At 66.1% G+C, this 20,554-nt stretch carries 19 protein-coding genes; 8 read left to right on the top strand and 11 right to left on the bottom strand.

Annotation, left to right across the window (positions count from 1 at the left end):
- Nucleotides 1-31 precede the first annotated feature (31 nt).
- Genes HNS34_RS04975 through HNS34_RS04965 form a run of 3 tightly spaced genes read left to right on the top strand, consistent with a single transcriptional unit; the run spans nt 32 to nt 3,392 of the window.
- Nucleotides 32-1,522, top strand: a complete 1,491-nt coding sequence (locus tag HNS34_RS04975) for a SulP family inorganic anion transporter (RefSeq protein WP_172318646.1) — start codon at nt 32-34, stop codon at nt 1,520-1,522.
- A gap of 10 nt (nt 1,523-1,532) precedes the next feature.
- Entirely contained in the window at nt 1,533-2,384 is an 852-nt protein-coding gene (locus HNS34_RS04970; protein ID WP_172318644.1) for a universal stress protein, read from the top strand.
- 45 nt (nt 2,385-2,429) lie between these two features.
- On the top strand, nt 2,430-3,392 hold the full coding sequence (locus HNS34_RS04965) for an ornithine cyclodeaminase family protein (protein ID WP_172318642.1): 963 nt from the start codon (nt 2,430-2,432) through the stop codon (nt 3,390-3,392).
- Nucleotides 3,393-3,695: 303 nt separating this feature from the next.
- Here HNS34_RS04965 and HNS34_RS04960 read toward each other — a convergent pair whose 3' ends face one another.
- A complete protein-coding gene (locus HNS34_RS04960; RefSeq protein ID WP_235952618.1) occupies nt 3,696-5,066 on the bottom strand; it encodes a lytic murein transglycosylase in 1,371 nt (456 codons plus the stop codon).
- A 143-nt stretch (nt 5,067-5,209) separates the two neighbouring features.
- A complete protein-coding gene (gene rnr, locus HNS34_RS04955) occupies nt 5,210-7,465 on the bottom strand; it encodes a ribonuclease R (RefSeq protein WP_172318640.1) in 2,256 nt (751 codons plus the stop codon).
- Nucleotides 7,466-7,574: 109 nt separating this feature from the next.
- Between rnr and HNS34_RS04950 the strand changes: the two genes are divergently transcribed.
- A complete protein-coding gene (locus HNS34_RS04950) occupies nt 7,575-8,051 on the top strand; it encodes a DUF305 domain-containing protein (RefSeq protein WP_172318638.1) in 477 nt (158 codons plus the stop codon).
- A gap of 96 nt (nt 8,052-8,147) precedes the next feature.
- On the opposite strand, the gene dapE is transcribed toward HNS34_RS04950, so the two are convergent.
- The gene (gene dapE, locus HNS34_RS04945; protein WP_172318636.1) at nt 8,148-9,290 is read right to left on the bottom strand and encodes a succinyl-diaminopimelate desuccinylase; all 1,143 of its coding nucleotides are present in this window, start codon (nt 9,288-9,290) and stop codon (nt 8,148-8,150) included.
- On the opposite strand from dapE, the gene HNS34_RS04940 reads away from it, so the two are divergent.
- The 3 genes from HNS34_RS04940 to HNS34_RS04930 all read left to right on the top strand — a co-directional run bounded on the left by HNS34_RS04940 (nt 9,289) and on the right by HNS34_RS04930 (nt 12,217).
- Nucleotides 9,289-9,510 carry a hypothetical protein gene (locus HNS34_RS04940; RefSeq protein WP_172318634.1) on the top strand — a complete coding sequence of 74 codons (222 nt, stop codon included), beginning with the start codon at nt 9,289-9,291 and terminating at the stop codon, nt 9,508-9,510. The two genes, dapE and HNS34_RS04940, sit on opposite strands and share 2 nt — an antisense overlap.
- 18 nt (nt 9,511-9,528) lie before the next feature.
- Nucleotides 9,529-11,097 (top strand): Hint domain-containing protein, encoded by a 1,569-nt coding sequence (locus HNS34_RS04935; RefSeq protein ID WP_172318632.1) that lies wholly within the window; start codon nt 9,529-9,531, stop codon nt 11,095-11,097.
- A 100-nt stretch (nt 11,098-11,197) separates the two neighbouring features.
- Nucleotides 11,198-12,217 (top strand): Hint domain-containing protein, encoded by a 1,020-nt coding sequence (locus HNS34_RS04930; protein ID WP_172318621.1) that lies wholly within the window; start codon nt 11,198-11,200, stop codon nt 12,215-12,217.
- A gap of 7 nt (nt 12,218-12,224) precedes the next feature.
- On the opposite strand, the gene HNS34_RS04925 is transcribed toward HNS34_RS04930, so the two are convergent.
- The 3 genes from HNS34_RS04925 to HNS34_RS04915 form a co-directional block, all read right to left on the bottom strand.
- A complete protein-coding gene (locus HNS34_RS04925) occupies nt 12,225-12,557 on the bottom strand; it encodes a DUF8846 family protein (RefSeq protein WP_172318619.1) in 333 nt (110 codons plus the stop codon).
- A gap of 7 nt (nt 12,558-12,564) precedes the next feature.
- Nucleotides 12,565-13,395: a 2,3,4,5-tetrahydropyridine-2,6-dicarboxylate N-succinyltransferase gene (dapD, locus tag HNS34_RS04920; protein WP_172318617.1), complete on the bottom strand. Its 831-nt coding sequence runs from the start codon at nt 13,393-13,395 to the stop codon at nt 12,565-12,567.
- A 158-nt stretch (nt 13,396-13,553) separates the two neighbouring features.
- The gene (locus HNS34_RS04915; RefSeq protein WP_172318615.1) at nt 13,554-14,474 is read right to left on the bottom strand and encodes a threonine/serine dehydratase; all 921 of its coding nucleotides are present in this window, start codon (nt 14,472-14,474) and stop codon (nt 13,554-13,556) included.
- 65 nt (nt 14,475-14,539) lie between these two features.
- Here HNS34_RS04915 and HNS34_RS04910 point away from each other — a divergent pair, with 65 nt between their 5' ends.
- Entirely contained in the window at nt 14,540-15,412 is an 873-nt protein-coding gene (locus HNS34_RS04910; RefSeq protein ID WP_172318613.1) for an LOG family protein, read from the top strand.
- A 65-nt stretch (nt 15,413-15,477) separates the two neighbouring features.
- On the opposite strand, the gene HNS34_RS04905 is transcribed toward HNS34_RS04910, so the two are convergent.
- The 5 genes from HNS34_RS04905 to HNS34_RS04885 form a co-directional block, all read right to left on the bottom strand.
- Entirely contained in the window at nt 15,478-16,530 is a 1,053-nt protein-coding gene (locus HNS34_RS04905) for a Hint domain-containing protein (protein WP_172318611.1), read from the bottom strand.
- A gap of 89 nt (nt 16,531-16,619) precedes the next feature.
- The gene (locus HNS34_RS04900; RefSeq protein ID WP_172318609.1) at nt 16,620-17,510 is read right to left on the bottom strand and encodes an esterase-like activity of phytase family protein; all 891 of its coding nucleotides are present in this window, start codon (nt 17,508-17,510) and stop codon (nt 16,620-16,622) included.
- Nucleotides 17,483-18,391 (bottom strand): penicillin-insensitive murein endopeptidase, encoded by a 909-nt coding sequence (gene mepA / locus HNS34_RS04895; protein WP_172318607.1) that lies wholly within the window; start codon nt 18,389-18,391, stop codon nt 17,483-17,485. The genes HNS34_RS04900 and mepA overlap by 28 nt, the downstream gene beginning before the upstream one ends.
- Nucleotides 18,388-19,761: an MFS transporter gene (locus tag HNS34_RS04890; protein ID WP_172318605.1), complete on the bottom strand. Its 1,374-nt coding sequence runs from the start codon at nt 19,759-19,761 to the stop codon at nt 18,388-18,390. The genes mepA and HNS34_RS04890 overlap by 4 nt, the downstream gene beginning before the upstream one ends.
- 78 nt (nt 19,762-19,839) lie before the next feature.
- On the bottom strand, nt 19,840-20,412 hold the full coding sequence (locus tag HNS34_RS04885; protein WP_172318603.1) for an acyl-CoA thioesterase: 573 nt from the start codon (nt 20,410-20,412) through the stop codon (nt 19,840-19,842).
- Nucleotides 20,413-20,554 lie beyond the last annotated feature (142 nt).

The following is a 20,554-nucleotide window of genomic DNA, read 5'->3' as shown; positions in this document are numbered from 1 at the left end:
CGAACATTCCCCTGACGGAGACCCTTGCCCCATGTCCCCGGACTTTCTGAACCGGATGCGGGTCGAATGGCTCGGCACCATCCGCGCCGACCTGCTGGCCGGCCTTGTCGTGGCGCTTGCCCTCATCCCCGAGGCCATCGCCTTCTCGATCATCGCGGGCGTCGACCCCAAGATCGGCCTCTATGCCTCGTTCTCCATCGCCGTGATCACCGCCATCGTCGGCGGCCGGCCCGGCATGATCTCGGCCGCCACCGCCGCTACCGCCGTCTTGATGGTGACGCTGGTGCGCGACCACGGGCTGCAATACCTGCTGGCGGCCACCGTGCTGGCGGGCGTCTTGCAGGTCATCGCGGGGATGCTGAAACTGGGCACCGTCATGCGCTTCGTCTCGCGCTCGGTCATGACCGGCTTTGTCAACGCGCTGGCGATCCTGATCTTCATGGCGCAACTGCCCGAACTGATCGGCGTGCCCTGGCTGACCTATGTGATGGTCGCGGGCGGCCTCGCAATCATCTACCTTTTTCCTTACGTCACCACCGCGATCCCCTCGCCACTGGTGACAATCGTGGTGCTGACCGGCATCGCACTGATCTTCGGGATGGACCTGCGCACCGTCGGCGACATGGGCGAGCTTCCCTCGACCCTGCCGGTGTTCCTGATCCCCGACATCCCGCTGAACCTTGAGACACTCCAGATCATCCTGCCCTATTCCGCCGCCGTGGCCGCCGTGGGCCTGCTGGAAAGCCTGATGACCGCGCAGATCGTCGATGACCTGACCGACACGAAATCGGACAAGAACCAGGAATGTATCGGCCAGGGCGTGGCCAATTTCTGCACCGGCTTCATCGGCGGCATGGCGGGCTGCGCGATGATCGGCCAATCCATGATCAACGTGAAATCGGGCGGGCGCGGGCGGCTTTCGTGTTTTGCCGCCGGGGTCTTCCTCTTGATCCTGATCGTGGTGCTTGGCGATATCGTCTCGATCATTCCGATGGCGGCCCTCGTGGCGATCATGATCATGGTCTCGATCGGCACCTTCTCCTGGTCCTCGATCGGGGCGCTGCGCGACCATCCCCGCTCCTCCTCGATCGTGATGCTGGCGACCGTTTTCGTCACCGTCTACACCCACAACCTCGCCATCGGCGTGCTGACCGGCGTGCTGTTGTCGGGCATCTTCTTTGCCGGCAAGATCGCGCAGCTTTTCAGCGTCACGTCGGAGCTGTCGCAGGACGGCACGACCCGCACCTACACCGTCCACGGGCAGCTTTTCTTCGCCTCCTCGGATGAGTTTTCCGCCGCCTTCGACTTCGGCGAGGTGCTGGACAAGGTGGTGATCGACGTCTCCCGCGCGCATATCTGGGACATCTCGTCTGTTGCGGCGCTGGACATGGCCGTGCTCAAGTTCCGCAGGGAAGGTGCCGAGGTCGAGATTCGTGGCCTCAACGAGGCGTCGGAAACCATCGTCGACAAGCTGGCGGAACATGACAAACCGGGCGCGATGGACCGCCTGATGGGACATTGAGAGGGCCGATATGAGCAAGGTTATCGCATTGGTGGACGGCTCCACCTATTCGCAAAGCGTCTGCGACCACGCCGCCTGGGTCGCCAAGGGCAAGGGCTGGCCGGTCGAGGTTCTGCACGTGATCGGTCGCCGCGACGAGGCCACCGACCCGCGCAACCTGTCCGGCAATATCGGGCTTGGCGCGCGCACCGCGCTGCTCAACGAACTGGCCGACCTTGACGCGCAGAAGGCCAAACTTGCCCGCAAGCGCGGCCAGGCAATCATCGAGGATGCCAGCGCGCGCATTGCGGCGGAAGGCGTCGAGGTCTCGGCCCGCCTGCGCATCGGCGACCTGATCGACACGCTGCGCGAGGCCGAAGCCGAGGCCGACCTCGTCATCATCGGCAAGCGCGGCGAGGGCGCCGACTTCGCCAGCCTGCACCTGGGCAGCAATATGGAACGCGTCGTGCGCGCCTCCTCCAGGCCCGTCCTGGTCGCCTCGCGCGCCTTCCGGCCCGTGCAGAAACTGCTGGTGGCCTTCGACGGCGGCAGGTTCGCGATGAAGGCGGTCGACCACATCGCGCGGTCCGAGCTTTTCGCCGGTCTCGCCATCCACCTTCTGACCGTGGGCGACGGGACCCAAGAGGCGCGCCGCGCCATCGAGGGCGCCGCCGCCGTGCTGAAGGGCGGCGGCTATGACGTCACCACCGAGATCGCCGAGGGCCAGCCCGAGAAGGAAATCGCCGACCGCGCCGAGGCGCATGATTTCGACCTGCTGGTCATGGGCGCCTACGGCCACAGCCGGATCCGCAGCCTCTTGATCGGCTCGACCACGACCGAGATGATCCGCGCCTGCAAGGTGCCGGTGCTGCTCTTCCGTTAGGTTCCGTTTCGGCCTAGCCTTCAGGCAAACCGAAGGAGACCGAACATGACGGACGACGAATTCCTGATCCTCTCCGATACCGACCTGGAGGGGCTCGGCCTCTCCGGCGCGCAGATCGTCGATGCCATCGAGGAGGCGATCCGCGCCGAGGCGGCGGGCGAGGTCTCGACCGCGCCCAAATCTGCCGTGCTGCCGGGCGATGGCCGCTACATGATGACAACGCTGTCCTCGGCGGACACGCCCGACCTCACCATCGTGAAATCGGTCATGGTCAGCCCCCGCAACCCGGCCAGAGGCCGCCCCGGCATCGACGGCGCGATATTGATCCAGGACAGCGAAACCGGCCAGATGCGGGCGCTGTGCGAGGCCGGATGGGTCACGGGCGTGCGCACGGCGGGCCTCTCTGCTGTCGCCGCCCGCCGCCTGGCCAACCCCGAAGCGCAGAGCATCGCCTTCATCGGCTGCGGCATGCAGGCGCGCAGCCATCTTGCCATTTTCAACGACCTCTTCCCGCTGACATCGATCCGCGCCTCGGGCCGGGGCCAGGCCAATATCGACCGGCTCTGCGACATGGGCCGCAGACTCGGGCTGGAGACCAGGGCCAGCACAACCCCGCAAGAGGCCATCGAAGAGGCCGATATCGTCGTCAGCTCGATCACGCTGGATTACGAGGTCGCCCCCTTCCTCGACGCGCGTTGGCTGAAACCGGGCGCCTTCGCCGCCGTCACCGATCTGGGCATTCCGTGGAACCCCGAGGGGATGGAGGCGATCTCCCCCCTCTTCATCGACGACATGGCGCAGGAGGAGGCAAGCCCGAAGAAGCTGGTCGCCCCCGACCTCGTCACCGGGGACCTCAAGCACCTCCTCACCGACGGCCCCGGCGAGATGACGCCAGACACCCCCCGCGCCTTCCTCTTCCGCGGCCTCGCCATCGGCGATTTCGCCATCGCGCGCCTGGGATATCTCGCGGCAAAGAACACGGGCAGGGGGCAGAAAACCACCTGGTAGCGGCCCCCAATCCCCTCCATCTTCTTGGTCCAAATACTCAAACCCACAGAGACCAAAGGCGCGACAACATATGACGGGCCCCACCGGTCCCAACTTCTTCGTCCAAATACCTGAATCCGACGCAACCCGTTCGCGCCTCCGCCAGAGGCCGCGCATCCCCGGCCCGCCCCCACCGGCAACCCGCCCGTCACAGAACCACCCTTGCAAGGTCTCCATGGCAATGCGGCACAAGGAGGGCTCCCGCAGGGGGCCTGACGCGGGCCGCCCGCCACCGCGATGACGCGACGCGGTGGCGCAACCGCCTCAGCGCAACCGCCGCAGCAGGTCCACCGAGGCGTAGCCATCCGGCACCAGCCCCTCGGCGGCCTGGTACTCGCGCACCGCCTGGATCGTCAGCGGGCCGACGATGCCGTCGATGCGCTCGGTCGAGAAGCCCGCCGCCGTCAGCCGCCGCTGCAACTCGAACCGCTCGTCATTGGTCAGCGCCCGGTCCGCGCGCGGCCAGCCGCCGCGAAAGGCCGGCCCGCCCGCGATCCGGTCGGCCAGGTGGCCCACCCCGATCACATAGGCATCCGCCGGGTTATAGGTCTCGATCACCTGGAAATTCTCGTAGATGACCAGCGCCACGCCGGTATGCCCGCCCGGCAGCAGGATCGAGCTTGGCCCGTGATCCGGCACCTCTCCACCGCCCACAATCCGCACGCCCATCGCGTTCCAATGTGCGGCATCCTCCCGGATCAGCTCCCCGCTCTGGGCAAAATCGAACCCGTCGGGCAGCAGCACTTCCAGCCCCCAGGGCTGACCAAATATCCAGCCGTTCTCGGACAGGTAGCGCGCGGTCGAGGCCAGCGCATCGCCCGGATAATCGCCCCAGATATCGCGCCGCCCGTCGCCGTTGTGGTCGACCGCGTGTTCGGTAAAGCTCGTTGGCATGAACTGCGTATGCCCCATCGCGCCCGCCCAGGAGCCGCGCATGTTGCCCGGTGAAATGTCGCCCGCCTCGATGATCTCCAGCGCCGCCATCAGCTGCGCTTCAAAGAACGCCTGACGCCGCCCCTCATAGGCCAGTGTCGCCATTGCCTCGATGATCGGCACGTCGCCGCGGAAACTGCCATAGGCGCTCTCCAATCCCCAGATGGCGGTCACGATCTCGGCCTCGACGCCGTAATCCCGCTCGATCTCCGCCAGGGTCGTGCGCCATTCGGCCAGTGCGTCGCGCCCGTTGGCGATGCGCGCGGGCGAGGTGGCAGAATCGAGATAGTCCCACAGCGTGCGCGAAAACTCGGCCTGGTTTCGGTCGCGCTCGATCACCCTCTCGTTCACCTCAACCCCGTCGAAGGCGCGGGTCAGGGTGGCCTGGCTGATGCCCTGCGCGCGCGCATGGGCCGTGAATGACGCGATCCAGTCGCGGAAGCCAGCATCGCTTATCGGGCTGTCCCCGCGCGATGGCGTGACGGCAGCCCCGACCTCAAGCGCCGGCGGCTCAATCGCGGGCGGATCGCGCCGCATGACCGGGCGGATATCGCCAAGCGTTTGCGGCGCCAAGGCGGCCATTTCGATCACGCCGCCGGTCGCGGGCCGCATCGCGGGGCGCAACGAGTTTTCGGGCGGCGAGGCAAAGGTCGCCCCGGCCCAGACCAGAATCACCCCGACAATAGTGAGAAGAATTTTCATGTCGCCCTTGCGCCTCGCCTTCTGCCAGCACCTCAGATCATATCCGGTTCCGGGGGCTGCAAAAAGCCGCAGGCCAGCGGATCGGCAATCTGTTGCCGGAACCATCGCAGGTAGAGGTTACGCAAATCTGAACGGGACGGGCTTCACCCCTTCTTGCGGCGCAGTTTCTTCTTCACCTTGGCCGATTTCGCCTTGGCCTGGCCTGCCTTGCGGCGCGGGGGTGCGCCCCGGTGGCGTCCCTTGCCGGGTTTGACCGTCTTGCCCTCGATCTCGACCAGTTCCAGCACCAGCCCGCCGGTCACCGGCACCGCCTCGGCCAGCTTGACCTGCACCCTTGCCCCGAGCCCGATCACCATGCCGCTATCGGCCCCGGTCAGGGTCTGCGCCTCGGCATCGTGGTGGAAATATTCCCGCCCCAGGGCACGCATCGGCAGAAGGCCATCGGCCCCGGTCTCGTCCAGCTTCACGAACACGCCGAACCGCGCGATTCCGCTGATCCGGCCGGTAAACGTCGCGCCCACCCGGTCCGAGAGATAGGCGGCGAGATAGCGGTCATTGGTATCGCGCTCGGCCATCATCGAGCGGCGTTCGGTGTCCGAGATATGCTTGGCGGTGTCCTCCAGCCGCTCCACCTCCTGCGCGCTCAGCCCGTCCTCGCCCCACCCATGCACGGTGATCAGCGCGCGATGCACCACGAGGTCGGCATAGCGGCGAATGGGCGAGGTGAAATGCGCATAGGCCCTCAGCGCCAGACCGAAATGCCCGAAATTCTGCGGGCTGTAATAGGCCTGCGTCATCGAGCGCAGCGTCGCCATGTTGATCAGCTCGTCGAACTCGGTGCCTTCTGCCGCGTTCAGCAGGCTGTTCAGATGCCGCGTCTGCAACACCTGGCCCTTGGCGAGGGTGAAGCCGCTGGCCTGCGCCGTTTCCCGCAGCGCGGTCAGCTTGTCCTGGTTCGGCTCCTCATGCACGCGCAGAAGATGCGGTTGTTTCCTGGCGATCAGCGTCTCGGCGGCGGCCACATTGGCCAGCACCATGAATTCCTCGATCAGCTTATGCGCATCCAGCCGGTCCTTGAACGCGACCGAGGTGACGGTGCCGTCCTCGGACAGCTCGATCCGGCGTTCGGGCAGGTCCAGGTCCAGCGGCTGGCGCTTGGCGCGGGCGGTTTTCAGCGCGTCATAGGCGGCGAAGAGAGGATGGATCACATCCTCGATGAGCGGCGCGACCTTCTCGTTCGGCTGGCCGTCCATCCCCGCCTGCACCTCCTCGTAATTCAGCGAGGCGGGCGATTTCATCAGGCCGCGGACAAAGCGGTGGCCGATCTTCTCGCCGAACTCATCGACCACCATGCGCACGGCAAGGCAGGCGCGCGGCACGCCTTCATGCAGGGAACACAGGTCGCCCGACAGCCGGTCCGGCAGCATCGGCACCACCCGGTCGGAGAAATAGGTGGAGTTGCCGCGCTTGCGCGCCTCGCGGTCCAGCGCCGATCCCGGCGTCACGTAGTGCGCCACGTCGGCAATCGCCACCCAGATCACATGCCCGCCGGGGTTCTTGGGGTCGTCATCGGCATGGGCATAACAGGCATCGTCATGGTCACGCGCGTCGGCTGGGTCGATTGTAATGAGCGGCAGATCGCGCAGATCCTCGCGCCCCTTGAGACCGGCGGGTTTCTTCGCGTCGGCCTCTTCGATCACCGCATCGGGAAAATCGTCCGGTATCCCGTGCTCATGAATGGCGATCAGCGACACCGCGCGCGGCGCTGACGGATCGCCGAGCCGGGCAATCACGCGCGCGCTCGGCAGGCCCATCCGGCCCTTGGGCCCGGCCTGTTCGGCCTCGACCAGCTCGCCATCCTTCGCCCCGTCGCTGGCCCCGGCCTCGACCTGCCATTCCTTGTCGGATCCCTTGTCGATGGGCAGGATGCGCCCGCCCTCGGCGGACTTGCGGAAAATGCCCAGGATCTTGTGCGGGTTGGTCCCGATGCGCCGGATCAGCCGCCCGACATAGGCGTGATCCTCGCCCGTGACCTCCTGCAACCGCGCCAGCACACGGTCGCCCTCGCCAAGCGCGGGGTCGGTCGCCTTGGCCGAGAACAGCACGCGCGGCGCGGGGCCTTCGCCGTGCCATTCCAGCGGGCTGAGATAAATGTCGCCCGCATCGTCGGGCGCCAGCACCTTGAGCACCGAGACCGGCGGCAGCTTGTCGGGGTCGCGATAGGTCTTCTTGCGCTTCTCCAGATGCCCCTCGCCCTCAAGCTCCTTCAGGATGCGCTTGAGGTCGATGCGGTCGGCCCCCTTGATGCCGAAGGCCCGCGCGATGTCGCGCTTGGTGGTCTTGGTGGGGTTCTCGCCGATCCAGTCGAGGATCTCGGATTTTGAGGGGATGCGTGCCATGCGCCATGGCTAGCATGGGTCGCACAGCGCGTCATGCGGATAATCTCCGGAACCTTCCAGTGGGGGAACGTTGTTGACATGTCATGTGACGCAACGAAAAGAGGCACAAATGACCTACACACGCTTCATCGCGATGATCCTGACATCGACCGTGACGATGTTCGGGCTGATGTATCTGAACACCTTTGTCTGGAGCCATGTCCAGTTCAGCGAGACCCGCACCTACATGGCGATCTACATGGGGGCGACCATGGCGGTGATCATGCTGCTCTTCATGTGGGGGATGTATCGCAACAAGGCCTCGAACTACGCCATTCTCGGGGTCAGCGTCGTGGTCTTCGCGGCGTCTCTGTATCTGCTGCGGTCGCAGGCGACTGTGGGCGACATCTCGTGGATGCGCGCCATGATCCCGCACCATTCCATCGCCATCCTGACCAGCGAGCGCGCCACGCTCTCGGACCCGCGCGTGCAGGCATTGGCCGAACGGATCATCGAGGCGCAGCGCCTTGAGATCGCCGAGATGGAGGCGCTGATTGCCGACCTGCAAGGCGGCCCGCCCGCCACGCCCGAGGTGGATGGGGAGTAATGGCTCCGGCGCGGAATCAAGGCGAAGCCGCCGCGCCATCGCCGTCACGCGGGGCGGCGATGGCGCGGCTCAGCGCGGAACGCCCCGCAGCCCTGCCTAGCCGCCGAAATAATCCCGCAAGATCCCGGTATAGACCCGTTTCAGCGCGTGGATGTCGTCGATCCAGACCCGCTCATCGACCTGGTGCATCCGGTGGCCGACAAGCCCGAATTCCACCACCGGGCAATGCGACTTGACGAAGCGCGCGTCCGAGGTGCCACCGGTGGTGGACAGGATCGGGCTCTGGTTGGTCTCGCGGCTCACCGCGCCCGCCACAAGCGCCGACAGGTCGCCCGGCGGGGTCAGGAACGCCTCGCCCGAGATCTGCGCCCGCATCTCGATCCGCACGCCGGTCTCCGCCTCCACCTTGTCGGCCTCTTCGCGCAGCCAGTCCGTCAGGCTTTCCCCGCTATGGGTGTCGTTGAAGCGCAGGTTCACGGCCATCCGGGTCTGGCCGGGAATGACGTTGGTGGCGGTATTGCCGGTGTCGATGGTGACCACCGAACAGGTCGAGGCGTCGAAATGATCGGTCCCCTCGTCCAGCACATGCGATGACAGCCGATGCGCCAGCAGCGCCACGGCGGGCATCGGGTTCAGCACCTTGTGCAGATAGGCGGAATGGCCCTGCTTGCCCTTCACGGTGAACCAGGCCGACATCGCACCGCGACGCCCGATCTTGATCATGTCGCCGATGCTCTCGACGCTGGTGGGCTCGCCCACGATGCAGATATCCATCTTCTCGCCCTTGGCCTCCATCCAGTCCAGCAGCGCGGGCGTGCCGTCGACGGAACTGCCTTCCTCATCGCCGGTGATGGTCAGGATGATCGCGCCATCGGGGGGGGTGTCACGCACGAAATCAATCGCCGCCGCCGCAAAGGCCGCCACGCCCGATTTCATATCCGTCGCCCCGCGCCCATAGAGCCATCCATCCACCTCCTCGGCCCCGAAGGGCGGATGCGTCCAGGCGGCCTCGTCGCCCACCGGCACCACATCCGTGTGACCGTTGAAGCCAAATGTGCGCGCGTGTCCCTTGTCGCCCCACCGGGCGAAAAGGTTCGACACCTCGCCCCGATCCGCGCGGGTGCAGTCGAACCCGGCCGCGCTCAACACCTCTTCCAGCAGCACCAGCGCGCCGCCCTCCTCGGGCGTCACCGAGGGGCATTTCACAAGGTCGGCGGTCAGTTTCTGGGGGTCGGTCATGGGCTCGGTCCTCGGGATCGGGGCAGTTGCAGAATTGCTAAACCTGCGTCCTGCGGGACACAAGGCCCGCGCCCACCTGCGCAACCCTCTTACTTCATGGCAAAAATCGGGCTATTCTCCGGCAAAACAAAAGAAGCAGAGGCGGTCGGGAAGGCAAAAGACCTTCCATCCGGGCAATCCAGCAGAAGAAACCACCGGGATTGCGACGGGTGCCGCCTGAACAAGGGGCAGTAGAGGCATGGTCGCAGCCAGCGAGTTACCGATCAATACAAATGCGTCGGCCATCCAGATGGCCAACACGATCTTCGGCCCCGGCGTGACGGTGCTGAACGCCAACTATTCCGGCGACAACCGGTCCTCGGGCATCTGGAGCGACGGCGACAGCGTCTCGGGCGAGGTGACGCCCGGCGATACCGGGGTGATGCTCTCCACCGGCAGGCTGTCCAATTTCACCAACGGGTGGGGCAGTTCCAACTGGCGCTCAAACACCTCCTCGAACACCAACGGCGTGAACAACGACGCCGATTTCAACGCCGCCGCCGGGCAGAACACCTATGACGCCGCCATCCTCGAGGCGGAGTTCATCCCGACCACCGATTTCATCTCGATCCAGTTCACCTTCGCCTCCGAGGAATATCCCGAATATGTAGGCTCGATCTTCAACGACGCGGTCGGGATCTGGGTCAACGGACAGCTGATCGAATCCCCCATCTTCGAGATCGCCCAGATCAACAACGTCAATGGCGGCGCCAACGAGACCCTCTACAACGACAACACCAATGACCAGGTGAATACCGAGATGGACGGCTATACCGTCACGCTCTCGGTGATGATGCCGGTCAATGCGGGGGTGACCAACTCGATCCGCCTCGGAATCGCGGATGTCGCCGACAGCAGCTACGATTCCACCCTGCTGATCGGCGGGGGCTCGATCCAGGGCGACGTGCTGGCCTGGGACGATTCTCAGACCGTGTTCGAGGGCCAGACCGCCAATATCGACGTGCTCGGCAATGACAGCTCGGTCGGCGTGATGGTCGTGACCCATATCAACGGTCAGGCGGTCAATGTCGGCGACACGATCACGCTGAACAACGGCTTCGAGGTCACGCTGATGGCCGATGGAACGCTCAGCGTCGAGCCGCCCGCGGGCTATGGCAACCTGACCGATCCCGACACGTTCAATTTCTCCTACACCGCCGAGGCGGCCGGCATTTCCGACACCGCCTTCGTCTCGATCACCTCGATCCCCTGTTTCGCCGCCGGCACGCGGATCAGGACCGACCGCGGCGACATCGCGGTCGAGGCGCTGCAGGCGGGCGACCTGGTCGAGACCCGCGACAGCGGCCTGCAACCCCTGCGCTGGATCGGGCGGCGGCGCGTGCCCGCCACCGGCAAATTCGCCCCCATCGTGATCGAACGCGGCACGCTTGGCCTGCATGACACGCTGATCCTGTCGCCGCAGCACCGGGTGCTGATCCGCCACCACATGGCGGAACTGCTCTTCGGCGAGGACGAGGTGCTGGTTGCCGCCAAGGATCTGGTCAATGAATGTTCCATCCGCGTGCGCGAGGGCGGAGAGGTCGAATATTTCCACCTGCTCTTTGACGATCACCAGATGATCTGGTCCGAGGGGCTCTTGACCGAAAGCTTCCAGCCCGGCCCGCAGACCCTGTCGGGCTTCGACAATGCGGTGCAGGAGGAGCTCTTTGCGCTCTTCCCCGAGCTGGACCCCGAAACCGGTGCGGGCTACAGCGCCGCCGCACGGCCCTCGCTGCGCAGTTACGAGGCCCGCGCGCTGATGGGGTAGGCGATCCACCGCCGAACACAATCTTGCCTCTTTGTGGTGAAATTCGGCCCGCAATCCCCGGTTAGGGTTCAATCAGCAGCTTATTGAGGCGATTGTTTACATGACATGGTTGGCGATCTGGGACAGCTCCCGCCTGATCCACCCGAAACGGCCCGCGCGCGCGCCGGACCTCTCCATCGGGGCGCTGATCTTCGAGGCGCGTCTGCGTCCGGGGCGCGGCGTGCCCGTGGTGATCTGGCAGGGCCGCACCGGCACCGCCGCCGATTTCCGCGTCATCCATTACCCCAACGGAACCGTTTCGGTCGAACATGGCGGGTTCAGCTTCGAGACCGGGCCGGGGTTCCTCTCGGGCGGCGACCCGCTGCACCTGCATTATTCCTGGGACATCCTGGGCCGCGCCGATGCGCTTATCCTGGAAAACACCGAATCCGGTGACCGGCTGGCCACGCCCGTCGGCCCCCTCTACATCGACGATCCGCGCACCCTGCTGCCTGGTCCGCAGGAGGCCAGGGTTTCCATCGACTTCGCCGGGATCGCCAATCACTTCGTGCCCGCCGTGCCGCTGCCGGGTATTGCGACCGGCGCCTGTATCGCCACGCCCGACGGGCCGCGCGCCATTGAAACGCTGGCCCCCGGAATGCTGGTCGAAACCGTGTCGCACGGGCCGCAGCCCATTCGTTGGATCGGCCGGACCGAGCCGCTTGCGCGCGGCCACACCGCCCCGATCGAGATGCGCGCGCCCTATTTCGGCCTGACGGGCGACATCTGCGTCGCCCGCAACCAGCGCATCCTGCTCAGCGGTCCCGATATCGAATACCTCTTCGGCGAGGATCACGTGCTGGCCCGCGCGGGCGACCTGGTCAATGGCCGCTCCGCCCGCCTGACGATGACGCAGGCCACGCGGGTCTATCACCAGGTTCTGCTGGACGACCACGATTGCCTGATCGCAGGCCGCTGCCGGATGGAATCGGTTCTGCTTGGCGATGTGCTGGCGGCGCAGGGCAAATCCGCCGACAAGCTGGAAGAGGCCGACCGCCTCGCCGCCTGGCCCACGCTGGACCGCGCCTCGGCGCAATCCTACCTGGCGCTTCTGGGGGCGAACGGGCGCATCGCCGCGTAAGCCACCTTCACTCCTTGTCGAAAAACGGCGTCATCTGCGCCACGATCACCGCGTTTTCATCGGCAGCGCGCTGCATCAGTTCCAGTTCATCCTCGCCGATCTCGTGGCCCTGCTCGCGCCGCTCCTCCAGCGTGCCATAGCCCTGTACGTCCAGCGGGGCCATGTCGGCCTGCTTCAGGACCGCCACGCTTTCGCGCACCGCCTCGGCCTCATCCACGCCCGAGGCATAGAGCATCAGCGCCGCCCCGGTCGCCTCCCTGGGCAAGCCGTCGCCCGCCTTGCGCCCGACCTCGACCACGAGGGTGTAGACCTGTTGCGTCTTTTTCGGCTTGTCGGCCATGCGCGCCTCAGGCCCTGAGCAATTCGTTGATCGAAGTCTTCGCCCGTGTCCTGGCATCGACCCGCTTGACGATCACCACACAGTAGAGGTTCACCCCGTTCTTGGACGGCATCGAGCCTGCCACCACGACCGATCCCGCAGGCACTTCGCCATAGGAAACCTCGCCGGTCTCCCGGTCCACGATCTTGGTCGATTGGCCGATATAGACGCCCATGCCAAGCACGGATCCTTCGCGCACGATGCAGCCCTCGACCACCTCGGAGCGCGCGCCGATGAAACACTCATCCTCGATGATCGTGGGGCCCGCCTGCATCGGTTCCAGCACGCCGCCGATGCCGACGCCCCCCGACAGATGCACGTTCTTGCCGATCTGCGCGCAGGAGCCGACGCTGGCCCAGGTATCCACCATGGTGCCACTGTCGACATAAGCGCCGAGATTGACGAAGGAGGGCATCAGCACCACGCCGGGGGCGATATAGGCCGACTTGCGGGCGATGGCGCCGGGCACGGCGCGGAACCCCGCATTGCCCCATTCATTCGGTCCCCATCCGGCAAACTTGCTGTCCACCTTGTCGAACCAGCTTGCACCCTGCGGCGCGCCCGACTGCATTTCCATGTCCTTCAGGCGGAACCCCAGAAGCACCGCCTTCTTGGCCCATTGGTTGACATGCCACTTGCCGTCATCCTGTTTCTCGGCCACCCGCAGCCCGCCGCCATCCAGCGCGTTCAGCGTGTCCTCGATCGCCTCGCGGGTCTCGCCGGTGGTCGCGGGCGTGATCTGGTCGCGCGCCTCCCATGCGGCTTCGATGGCGGCTTCCAGTTGGGCATTGGCGGTCATGGCATGTATCCTGTTCTGGCGATGGTCCGGGCTGCTATAGTCAGGCTCCGCGCGCGATGCAATCGCCGCGCAGGGTGGAACAGTTTCTGTCTCACGCGGGCAATCGGACGGCGCTGCGTGTTCTTGTATAACAAATTGCTGCGCAGCATCGCTGCGCGTCACATCAACCCATCAAACCCCGCCGCGTTCGCACCGCAGAGCAGCACGGCCACCCGTTCCCCCTTTTCCGGTCGGTACGCCCCGGACAGAAGCGCGGCCATTGCCGTCGCCCCCGCAGGCTCCACCGCCTGGCGCAACTCCCGCCAAAGAAGGGTGCGCGCGGCGGTGATCCGATCATCTTCTACAAGAAGTGACTCGATATTCTGCGCCTGCGCAAGCTCCAGGCAGATCTCCCCGATCCGCCGCGCCCCAAGCGCATTTGCCGCGACACCCGACACCTCCACATCCACCGGCGCCCCTTGCTGCAACGCAGCATGGAGCGCACAACTGAGGCGAGGCTCCACCGCCACAACCTTGCGCCGCCCCGCCAGCCAGCCCAACGCCCCCGCGATCAGCCCGCCACCGCCGACCGCGATCAGCACCGTATCGGCCTCCAGCCCCTGCGCCCCCCATTCCGCCATCACGGTGCCCTGCCCGGCCACGGTCTGCACGGAATCATAGGCATGGACCTGCATCGCGCCGGTCTCGGCCTCATGCGCCTCGGCCGCCTCCAGCGCATTGGCATAGGCCCCCGGCACCACCACAAGATCGGCCCCTGCCCGCTCGATCAGCGCGATCTTCGCAGGCCCCGCCATCTCCGGCACGAAGACCTTGGCCCTGTGCCCCAACTGTGCCGCCGCATAGGCCACCGCCGCGCCGTGATTGCCGCCCGAGGCCGCGACGACCCCCGCCTCCGGCACCTCCCGTGACAGCAGCGTGTTGAACGCGCCGCGCGGCTTGAAGCTGCCGGTGTGCTGCACATGCTCGAATTTCAGCGCCACGTCATGCCCGCCAAGAACCGCCTGCATCACCGGCGTCCGCCGCACATGGGCCGCGATCCGTTCTCGCGCCGCCTCGATCTCTCCTGTCCAGTCCTGCATTCCCGGTTCCCTCTGCCTGCTGCCCGCGATAGCGTCGGGACAGGTAAACACGAAGGACAGTCGCAATGAAAGACGACCAGCGGCAGGGCCCGTTCCGCAAGGCCCAAACCGACATCAAGAGCGCGCAGGACGTGCCCGACACGGCCCAGACCCGCGCACCCGCCTATCGGTTGGCCTTCACCGACAGCGATTTCATGTGCCGGGATGAACTGCGCCCGGTGCGCCTGCAACTGGAGCTGCTCAAACCGCAGATGCTGATGGATGAATACGGCGTCGAAAGCACCGTGGTGATGTTCGGCGGCGCGCGCATCCCGGCCCCCTCCGAGGCGCATCTGGCCCGCACCGACACCCTGCGCGACCTGTCGAAATACTATGACGAGGCGCGCAAATTCGCCCGCATCATGACCGAGCGCAGCCTGCATACCGGGCGTCACGACAACATCATCGTCACCGGCGGCGGCCCCGGCGTGATGGAAGCCGGATCACGCGGCGCGCAGGACGCGGGCGGCGTGTCGATCGGCCTCAATATCGTGCTGCCGCATGAACAGGCGCCGAACGAATATGTCACGCCCGATCTGTGCTTCAACTTCCACTATTTCGCGATCCGCAAGATGCATTTCCTGATGCGGGCCTGCGCGATCACGGTCTTTCCCGGCGGCTTCGGCACGCTGGACGAGACCTTCGAGGCGCTGACCCTGATCCAGACGGGCCGCATGGAACGGGTGCCCTTCCTCCTCTTCGGCGAGGCGTTCTGGCGCAAGATCATCAACTGGGACGCGCTGGCCGAGGCGGGGACGATCTCCGAGGAGGATCTGCACCTCTTCCGCTTTGTCGAGACGGCGGATGAGGCAGTGCAGGTCATCGACACGTGGCCCGAGCCGACCAAACGCAGCGATATTCCGGGCCGCGGCGACGACCGGCTGGAAGGCGACGCCTAACGCCGGGAGATGCGCGGGGTCGATCCCGCGCGAAGAAACCTGGTGTCGACGCAGGTTGCCCCCACCTAGCCCGCCAGTCGCGCGATACAGGCGGCCTGGTAGCCCTTGACCACCGTGGCGGCGGCGGGCCCGTAGCTGGCCACATCCTCGGCCAATTCAGGGAACAGCGCGATCACCTCGGCGCGGCTTTCACGCTCCAGCGCATCAAGGGCACAGTGGCCGGGATGCAGGCTCTCGCTCGGCGCGCCTTCAGCATAGACGATCTGATGCCGGTCAAAGAGGATATGCACATAGGTGACCCACCCGCCGCGTTGCCGCACGATATCGCGGTCATTGACCAGATCGCGCGCCGCGATCAGCGCCCGTGGCTCGCCGGTCAACAGCTCCACCCGCCAATCCGACATCAGCATCCGGTGCAGCGGCGAGACCAGCAGCGGCCGGTCATTGCCCACGGTTCCGGGCTGGAACAGGACCGGGGCCAGGTCGCCCTTGGCGCGCACCCGCCTCGTGCCGATCCAGCGCAGCGGCTGATAGCCGTCATCGCGGGTCAGGACACGGTCGCCCTGCTGAAGCGTTTCGATCGCGCGGGGCCCGTGCTCGGTCTCGATCATGGTACCTTCGGTGAAGCAGACGATGGTGGCACCCAGATCGGCATGGGGTACGAAATCGTCATTCTCGACGATCCCGTTGACGGTGTAGTTGACCCCCGCAGGCGGCACACCATCGGGGAAGACCAGGTAATAGCCATCCTCGCCGGCATCGTTCAGGTCGTCGTCATTGTTGAGGTCGACGTCGATCACGGACACGCGGTAGAGCGTGCCATCGGCGGCCTCGATCTCGAACGTGTAATCCCAGATCGTCTGGTAATAGGTGCCGCCGATCAGCGTGACCTGTTCCCACGCCCCGCCGATCTGCTCCTGCCCGCTGACCTGTTCGTTGCTGGGATCGCCGTTATAAAGCGTCGCGCCGTCATTTTCGCGCACATGAAACGAAGTGGTCGAGCCGGTCCAGGTCCAGGTGCCGCCGACGGTCGGGCCAAACGCATAGTTGACCGGCGATCCGTTGACCGTCGACTGGGTGCCAAAGATGGCGTTGGAATAGCCGTAATAGACCGGCATGGCGGGGCCTCATTTTCACTCCCACCTTGTCTAGGAGAAAAATGTGTCAGCAACGCGGAGCGGATGCGGGGAGAACGCGGCCAATTCGCCTATTCCGCAAGGTAATATTCCACCACCTGTGTCGGCAGGAGCGGGCTGAAATTATCGTCCGAGACCATGCTGGCCACCAGCCGCCCCGCCGCGTCCCGCCAGAGGCTCAGGCCCTCCAGGTTGGAATGTTGCCCGGCGCGCGTCTGCAAGAGCACCTCGCCCCTGCCCAGGCCAGACTCCGTGATCTCGAAGCGCCGGATGCGGGTGGCGAAGCCGAAGAACAGGCTGAAATCCCGCTCCAGCAGGTAGAACCGCCCGCGATCGTCGAAATCCGCCCCCACGGCCAGGAAATCCCCCTCGCGGGGGAGGCTCAAATCCCTGTCCCAGGCGCCGTTTCGATAGCGGAAGACCGGGAAGGGGCGGGTCGTTTCGCCGGACCGTTCCGGCAGGGCATAGAGCGTACCCTCCGCATCCACGGCCAGCGCCTCAAGCGAGGCGTTTTCCTGCAACCCGGCGAAATCGGGATGCGGCGGCAGCGGTTCCGAGGCCCCGCCGCCAATGTAACGCGCCACCCGGTGATCGCCCTCGAACGAGATGAAGAGCGTGCCGTCGGCCCGCATCGCCAGCCCCTCGCTGTCACGCGCCGCCCACGGCCCCCGCTGCCCGTCGCGGCCCGTCAACTCATCCGTGGTGAGCAGTGTCAGGCCGGTGATTTGCCCGCTCTCGTCCCGCGTCACGGTCGCGCGAAACAGGATCCCGCGATCCGAGACCGCGACCAGCGACCCGCCGTCCCCGGCCATCTCGACGCCCGAAAGCCCGCCCCATTGCGGATGGTCCACCCGCAGCGTCAGCGCGCCGATCAGCCGTGCCTCCTGCGCCCAAGCCGGTGCGCCGAGACAGGTCAGCGCGACCAGCGCGGCGCTTAGCCGTCGGCCAGAACGGCGGTGCATTGCGCGGGCAGGTCGCCAAGGGTGATTTCACGGCGCGGCTCGGGCGGCGGTGCGTCCGGGTCGGGCGGCTGCGGCGGCGGCGGGTTCAGGATATTGGCCTGCCATTCACGCGCCTCCGCGCAGCCGTCACCGGGCGGCGGCGGGGTCTGATCCTCGCACCCCGGCGAGCCTGCGGGGCATCTCAGCCGGACATGGAAATGGGAATAATGCCCGTACCAGGGCCGGATCTGGCGCAGGTAATCGCGGTTGCCGGTCTCGTTGTCGCACATCCAGACCTTGGCACCGGGAAACAGGAAGATGCGCGACACGCGCGGATCGCTGGCCGCCTCGCGCAGGATCGCCCAATGCTGCTCTGTCCAGGCATCGTTGACATAGGCCCCCTCGGCCCGCCGCAACGAGACCGAGGAGACAGTCTCGCGTTCCGCCGCGCTCAGGTTCAGCCGGTCGGGCGGCAGCATCCAGATATCGGCATCCATCCCGATCTGGTGGCTGGCATGGCCGGTCACCGGCCCGCCGCGCGGCTGGCTGATGTCACCGACATAAAGCCCCTCCCACCCCGGTTGCGTGGCGGCAAAGCGCGACAGATCCTGCAGAAACTCCACCATCGCGGGATGCGCCCAGTTGCGGTTGCGTGACAGCCGCATCGCCTGCCATGTCGGACCGGTTTCGGGCAGCTGCGCGGCCCCCGCCAGACAGCCGCGCGCATAGCCGCCAAAGGCCTGCCCGCGCCCCTCGCTGGCATCCGGCACATAGCTGAACAATTCGCGCGCCGGACGGCTATCGGCCTGCCGCACGGCGACATAGCCCGCCGATTCCTCGCCCCCCGGACCGCAGGACGCCAGCAGCGTCACCGCGAAAAGTCCCAGAACTCCCCGGATCATGTTCTTGCCCCCTCTCCGCGCGGATTGACCCAGATTAGCATGATCAGCCCGATTCCGAACAGCACGATCAGCGGCGTCACCCCGAGCCTCTGGTTGTTGGTGATGTCCGTCGTCATCCCGATCAGCCACGGCGCCAGGAAGGTCGTCGCCTTGCCCGACAGCGCGTAAAGCCCGAAGGCCTCGGTCATGCGTGCCGGATTGGCCTGCCGCGTCAGCATGTTGCGGCTGGCCGATTGCACCGCGCCGCCCGCCGCCCCGATCAGCAGCCCGGCCAGGTAGAAGAGCTGATCGGGCAGGCTCGATCCTTCCTCGACCGCCATTCCGAAAACGGCCTCGGGGCTGAGGCCGACGATCAGGCAGGCGGTGAAGATCAGCGTGACACAGCACACCACGATCACCGGCATCGGCCCGAATTTCCGATCCGCATGGCCGCCGACCCAGGCAAAGACCGCGCCCGAGATCGCGGCCAGGATACCGAAGATCCCCACCTCCATGATCGACCAGTCCAGCACGCCAAGCGCGTAGATGCCGCCGAAGGTATACATCCCGTTCAGCGCATCGCGGTAGAACATCGAACTGCCCAGATAGGCCAGCAGGCTGGGATGGCTCGGCAACCCCTTCAGCGTCCGCCCCAGGTCGCGCAGGCCCTGCCCGATCCGGTAATGCGCACCGTCATGCGGCGGCGCCTCGCGCACCCAGAGGAAGAAGGGGATCATGAAGACCGCATACCACAGGCCCGTCAGCGGCCCGACGATGCGCGTATCTTCCCCGGCTCCCGGATCGAGCCCGAAGAGAGGCTCCAGCCCCACCATGGTCAGCCCGTTATCGCCCGCCTGGAACAGGGCCAGCATGATCACCAGCGCCAGCACACCGCCGACATAGCCGAACCCCCATCCCGAGCCCGAGATGCGGCCAAGCTCCTCGCGCGGCCCGAGGCTCGGCAGGAAGGAATTGGTGAAGATCGTGGCGAACTCCATCCCGATCAGGCCCATGCCGAAAAAGACCAGCGCCCAGAAGACCGAGAAATCCTGCGGCACCGTGTACCAGCAGCCGAAGGCCCCCACGACATACATGACCGAGAAGATCCAGACCCAGGGCATGCGCCGCCCGGAACTGTCCGCGACACTGCCCAGGATCGGCGCAAGGATGGCGATGATCACGCCGGTCAGCGCCAGGCCGTAGCCCCACAGCGCCTGCGCCTCGGCCTCGGCGGCCTGTTCGGACATGCCATTCGCCATCAGGGCGGCGGCGGCGGTCTGCCCGAAATAGGGGCCAAAGATGAAGGTCAGCATCAGGGTGTTGTAGGGTTGGCTGGCCCAATCGAAGAAGAACCAGCCCCAGATGCGTTTTTTCTGTGAGATTTCGGCCATGTGCCCCCCGCCCGATCATTGCGGGGCATCCTTGGGGCATTCGGGCCGTTTGGCAATGGGAAAGGGCGCGCGTCGGCCTTACCCGGCCAGACGCCGGGGCGCTTCCGCCTCGGTCTCGTCCTCGCGGACCGGCGGCCAGGGCCGCAGGTTATCCGCCGCGATCCAGGCGCGCACCCATTGCGGCATCTTCGGGCGCGGCCCTTCATGACCCAGGGCCTCCATCAGGCGGTCGGCGGGTACGATCCCGCCCTTGTCCGTCACCGCCGCGCGATAGACGATCTGGTTGCAGCAGGTCTGCCCCCGCCACATGCTCTGTTCGAGGTAGAAGAACCGGTCGTCCCAGCCGACCAGGCGGCTGTGCATCTCGACCTTTTCGAACACCCGCACCCGCGACCGGTAGCGCACCGAGGCCCCGGCCATGGTCATGCCCCAGCCCTTCTCGCGCAGGACACGCAGCAGTCCGGCGCGCCGGGCCCCCGGCACGCGGCCAAGGTCATAGATGGTCAGGGTGCGCCCGTTATTGAGCTCAAGGAACATGTCCAGATCCCAGGGCCAGCAGCGGTGATGGCTGACATGGGTGTCCGTGGGCGCGATCGGCGGGGCGTTGCGGGTAACGAGCAGCTGGTAGGCAAGGCGGAGAAAGGGATACATGGCGCTAACGCGAAAATGGACTGTCAGAGCTGTTACGTGGGGCCGATGACCTCATGGTCAACCTCTGCCGTCACGTCACTCCCTTGCCAAGCCCGTCCGCCCCGCTTACCTGTGCAGCCGGTCATGTCCCCAAGTCCCGGAA

The organism is Alterinioella nitratireducens, assembly GCF_013155465.1.
GTDB lineage: Bacteria > Pseudomonadota > Alphaproteobacteria > Rhodobacterales > Rhodobacteraceae > Alterinioella > Alterinioella nitratireducens.
Note: the sequence above shows the minus strand (reverse complement) of the source record. Positions and strands in the feature narration are given on the sequence as shown.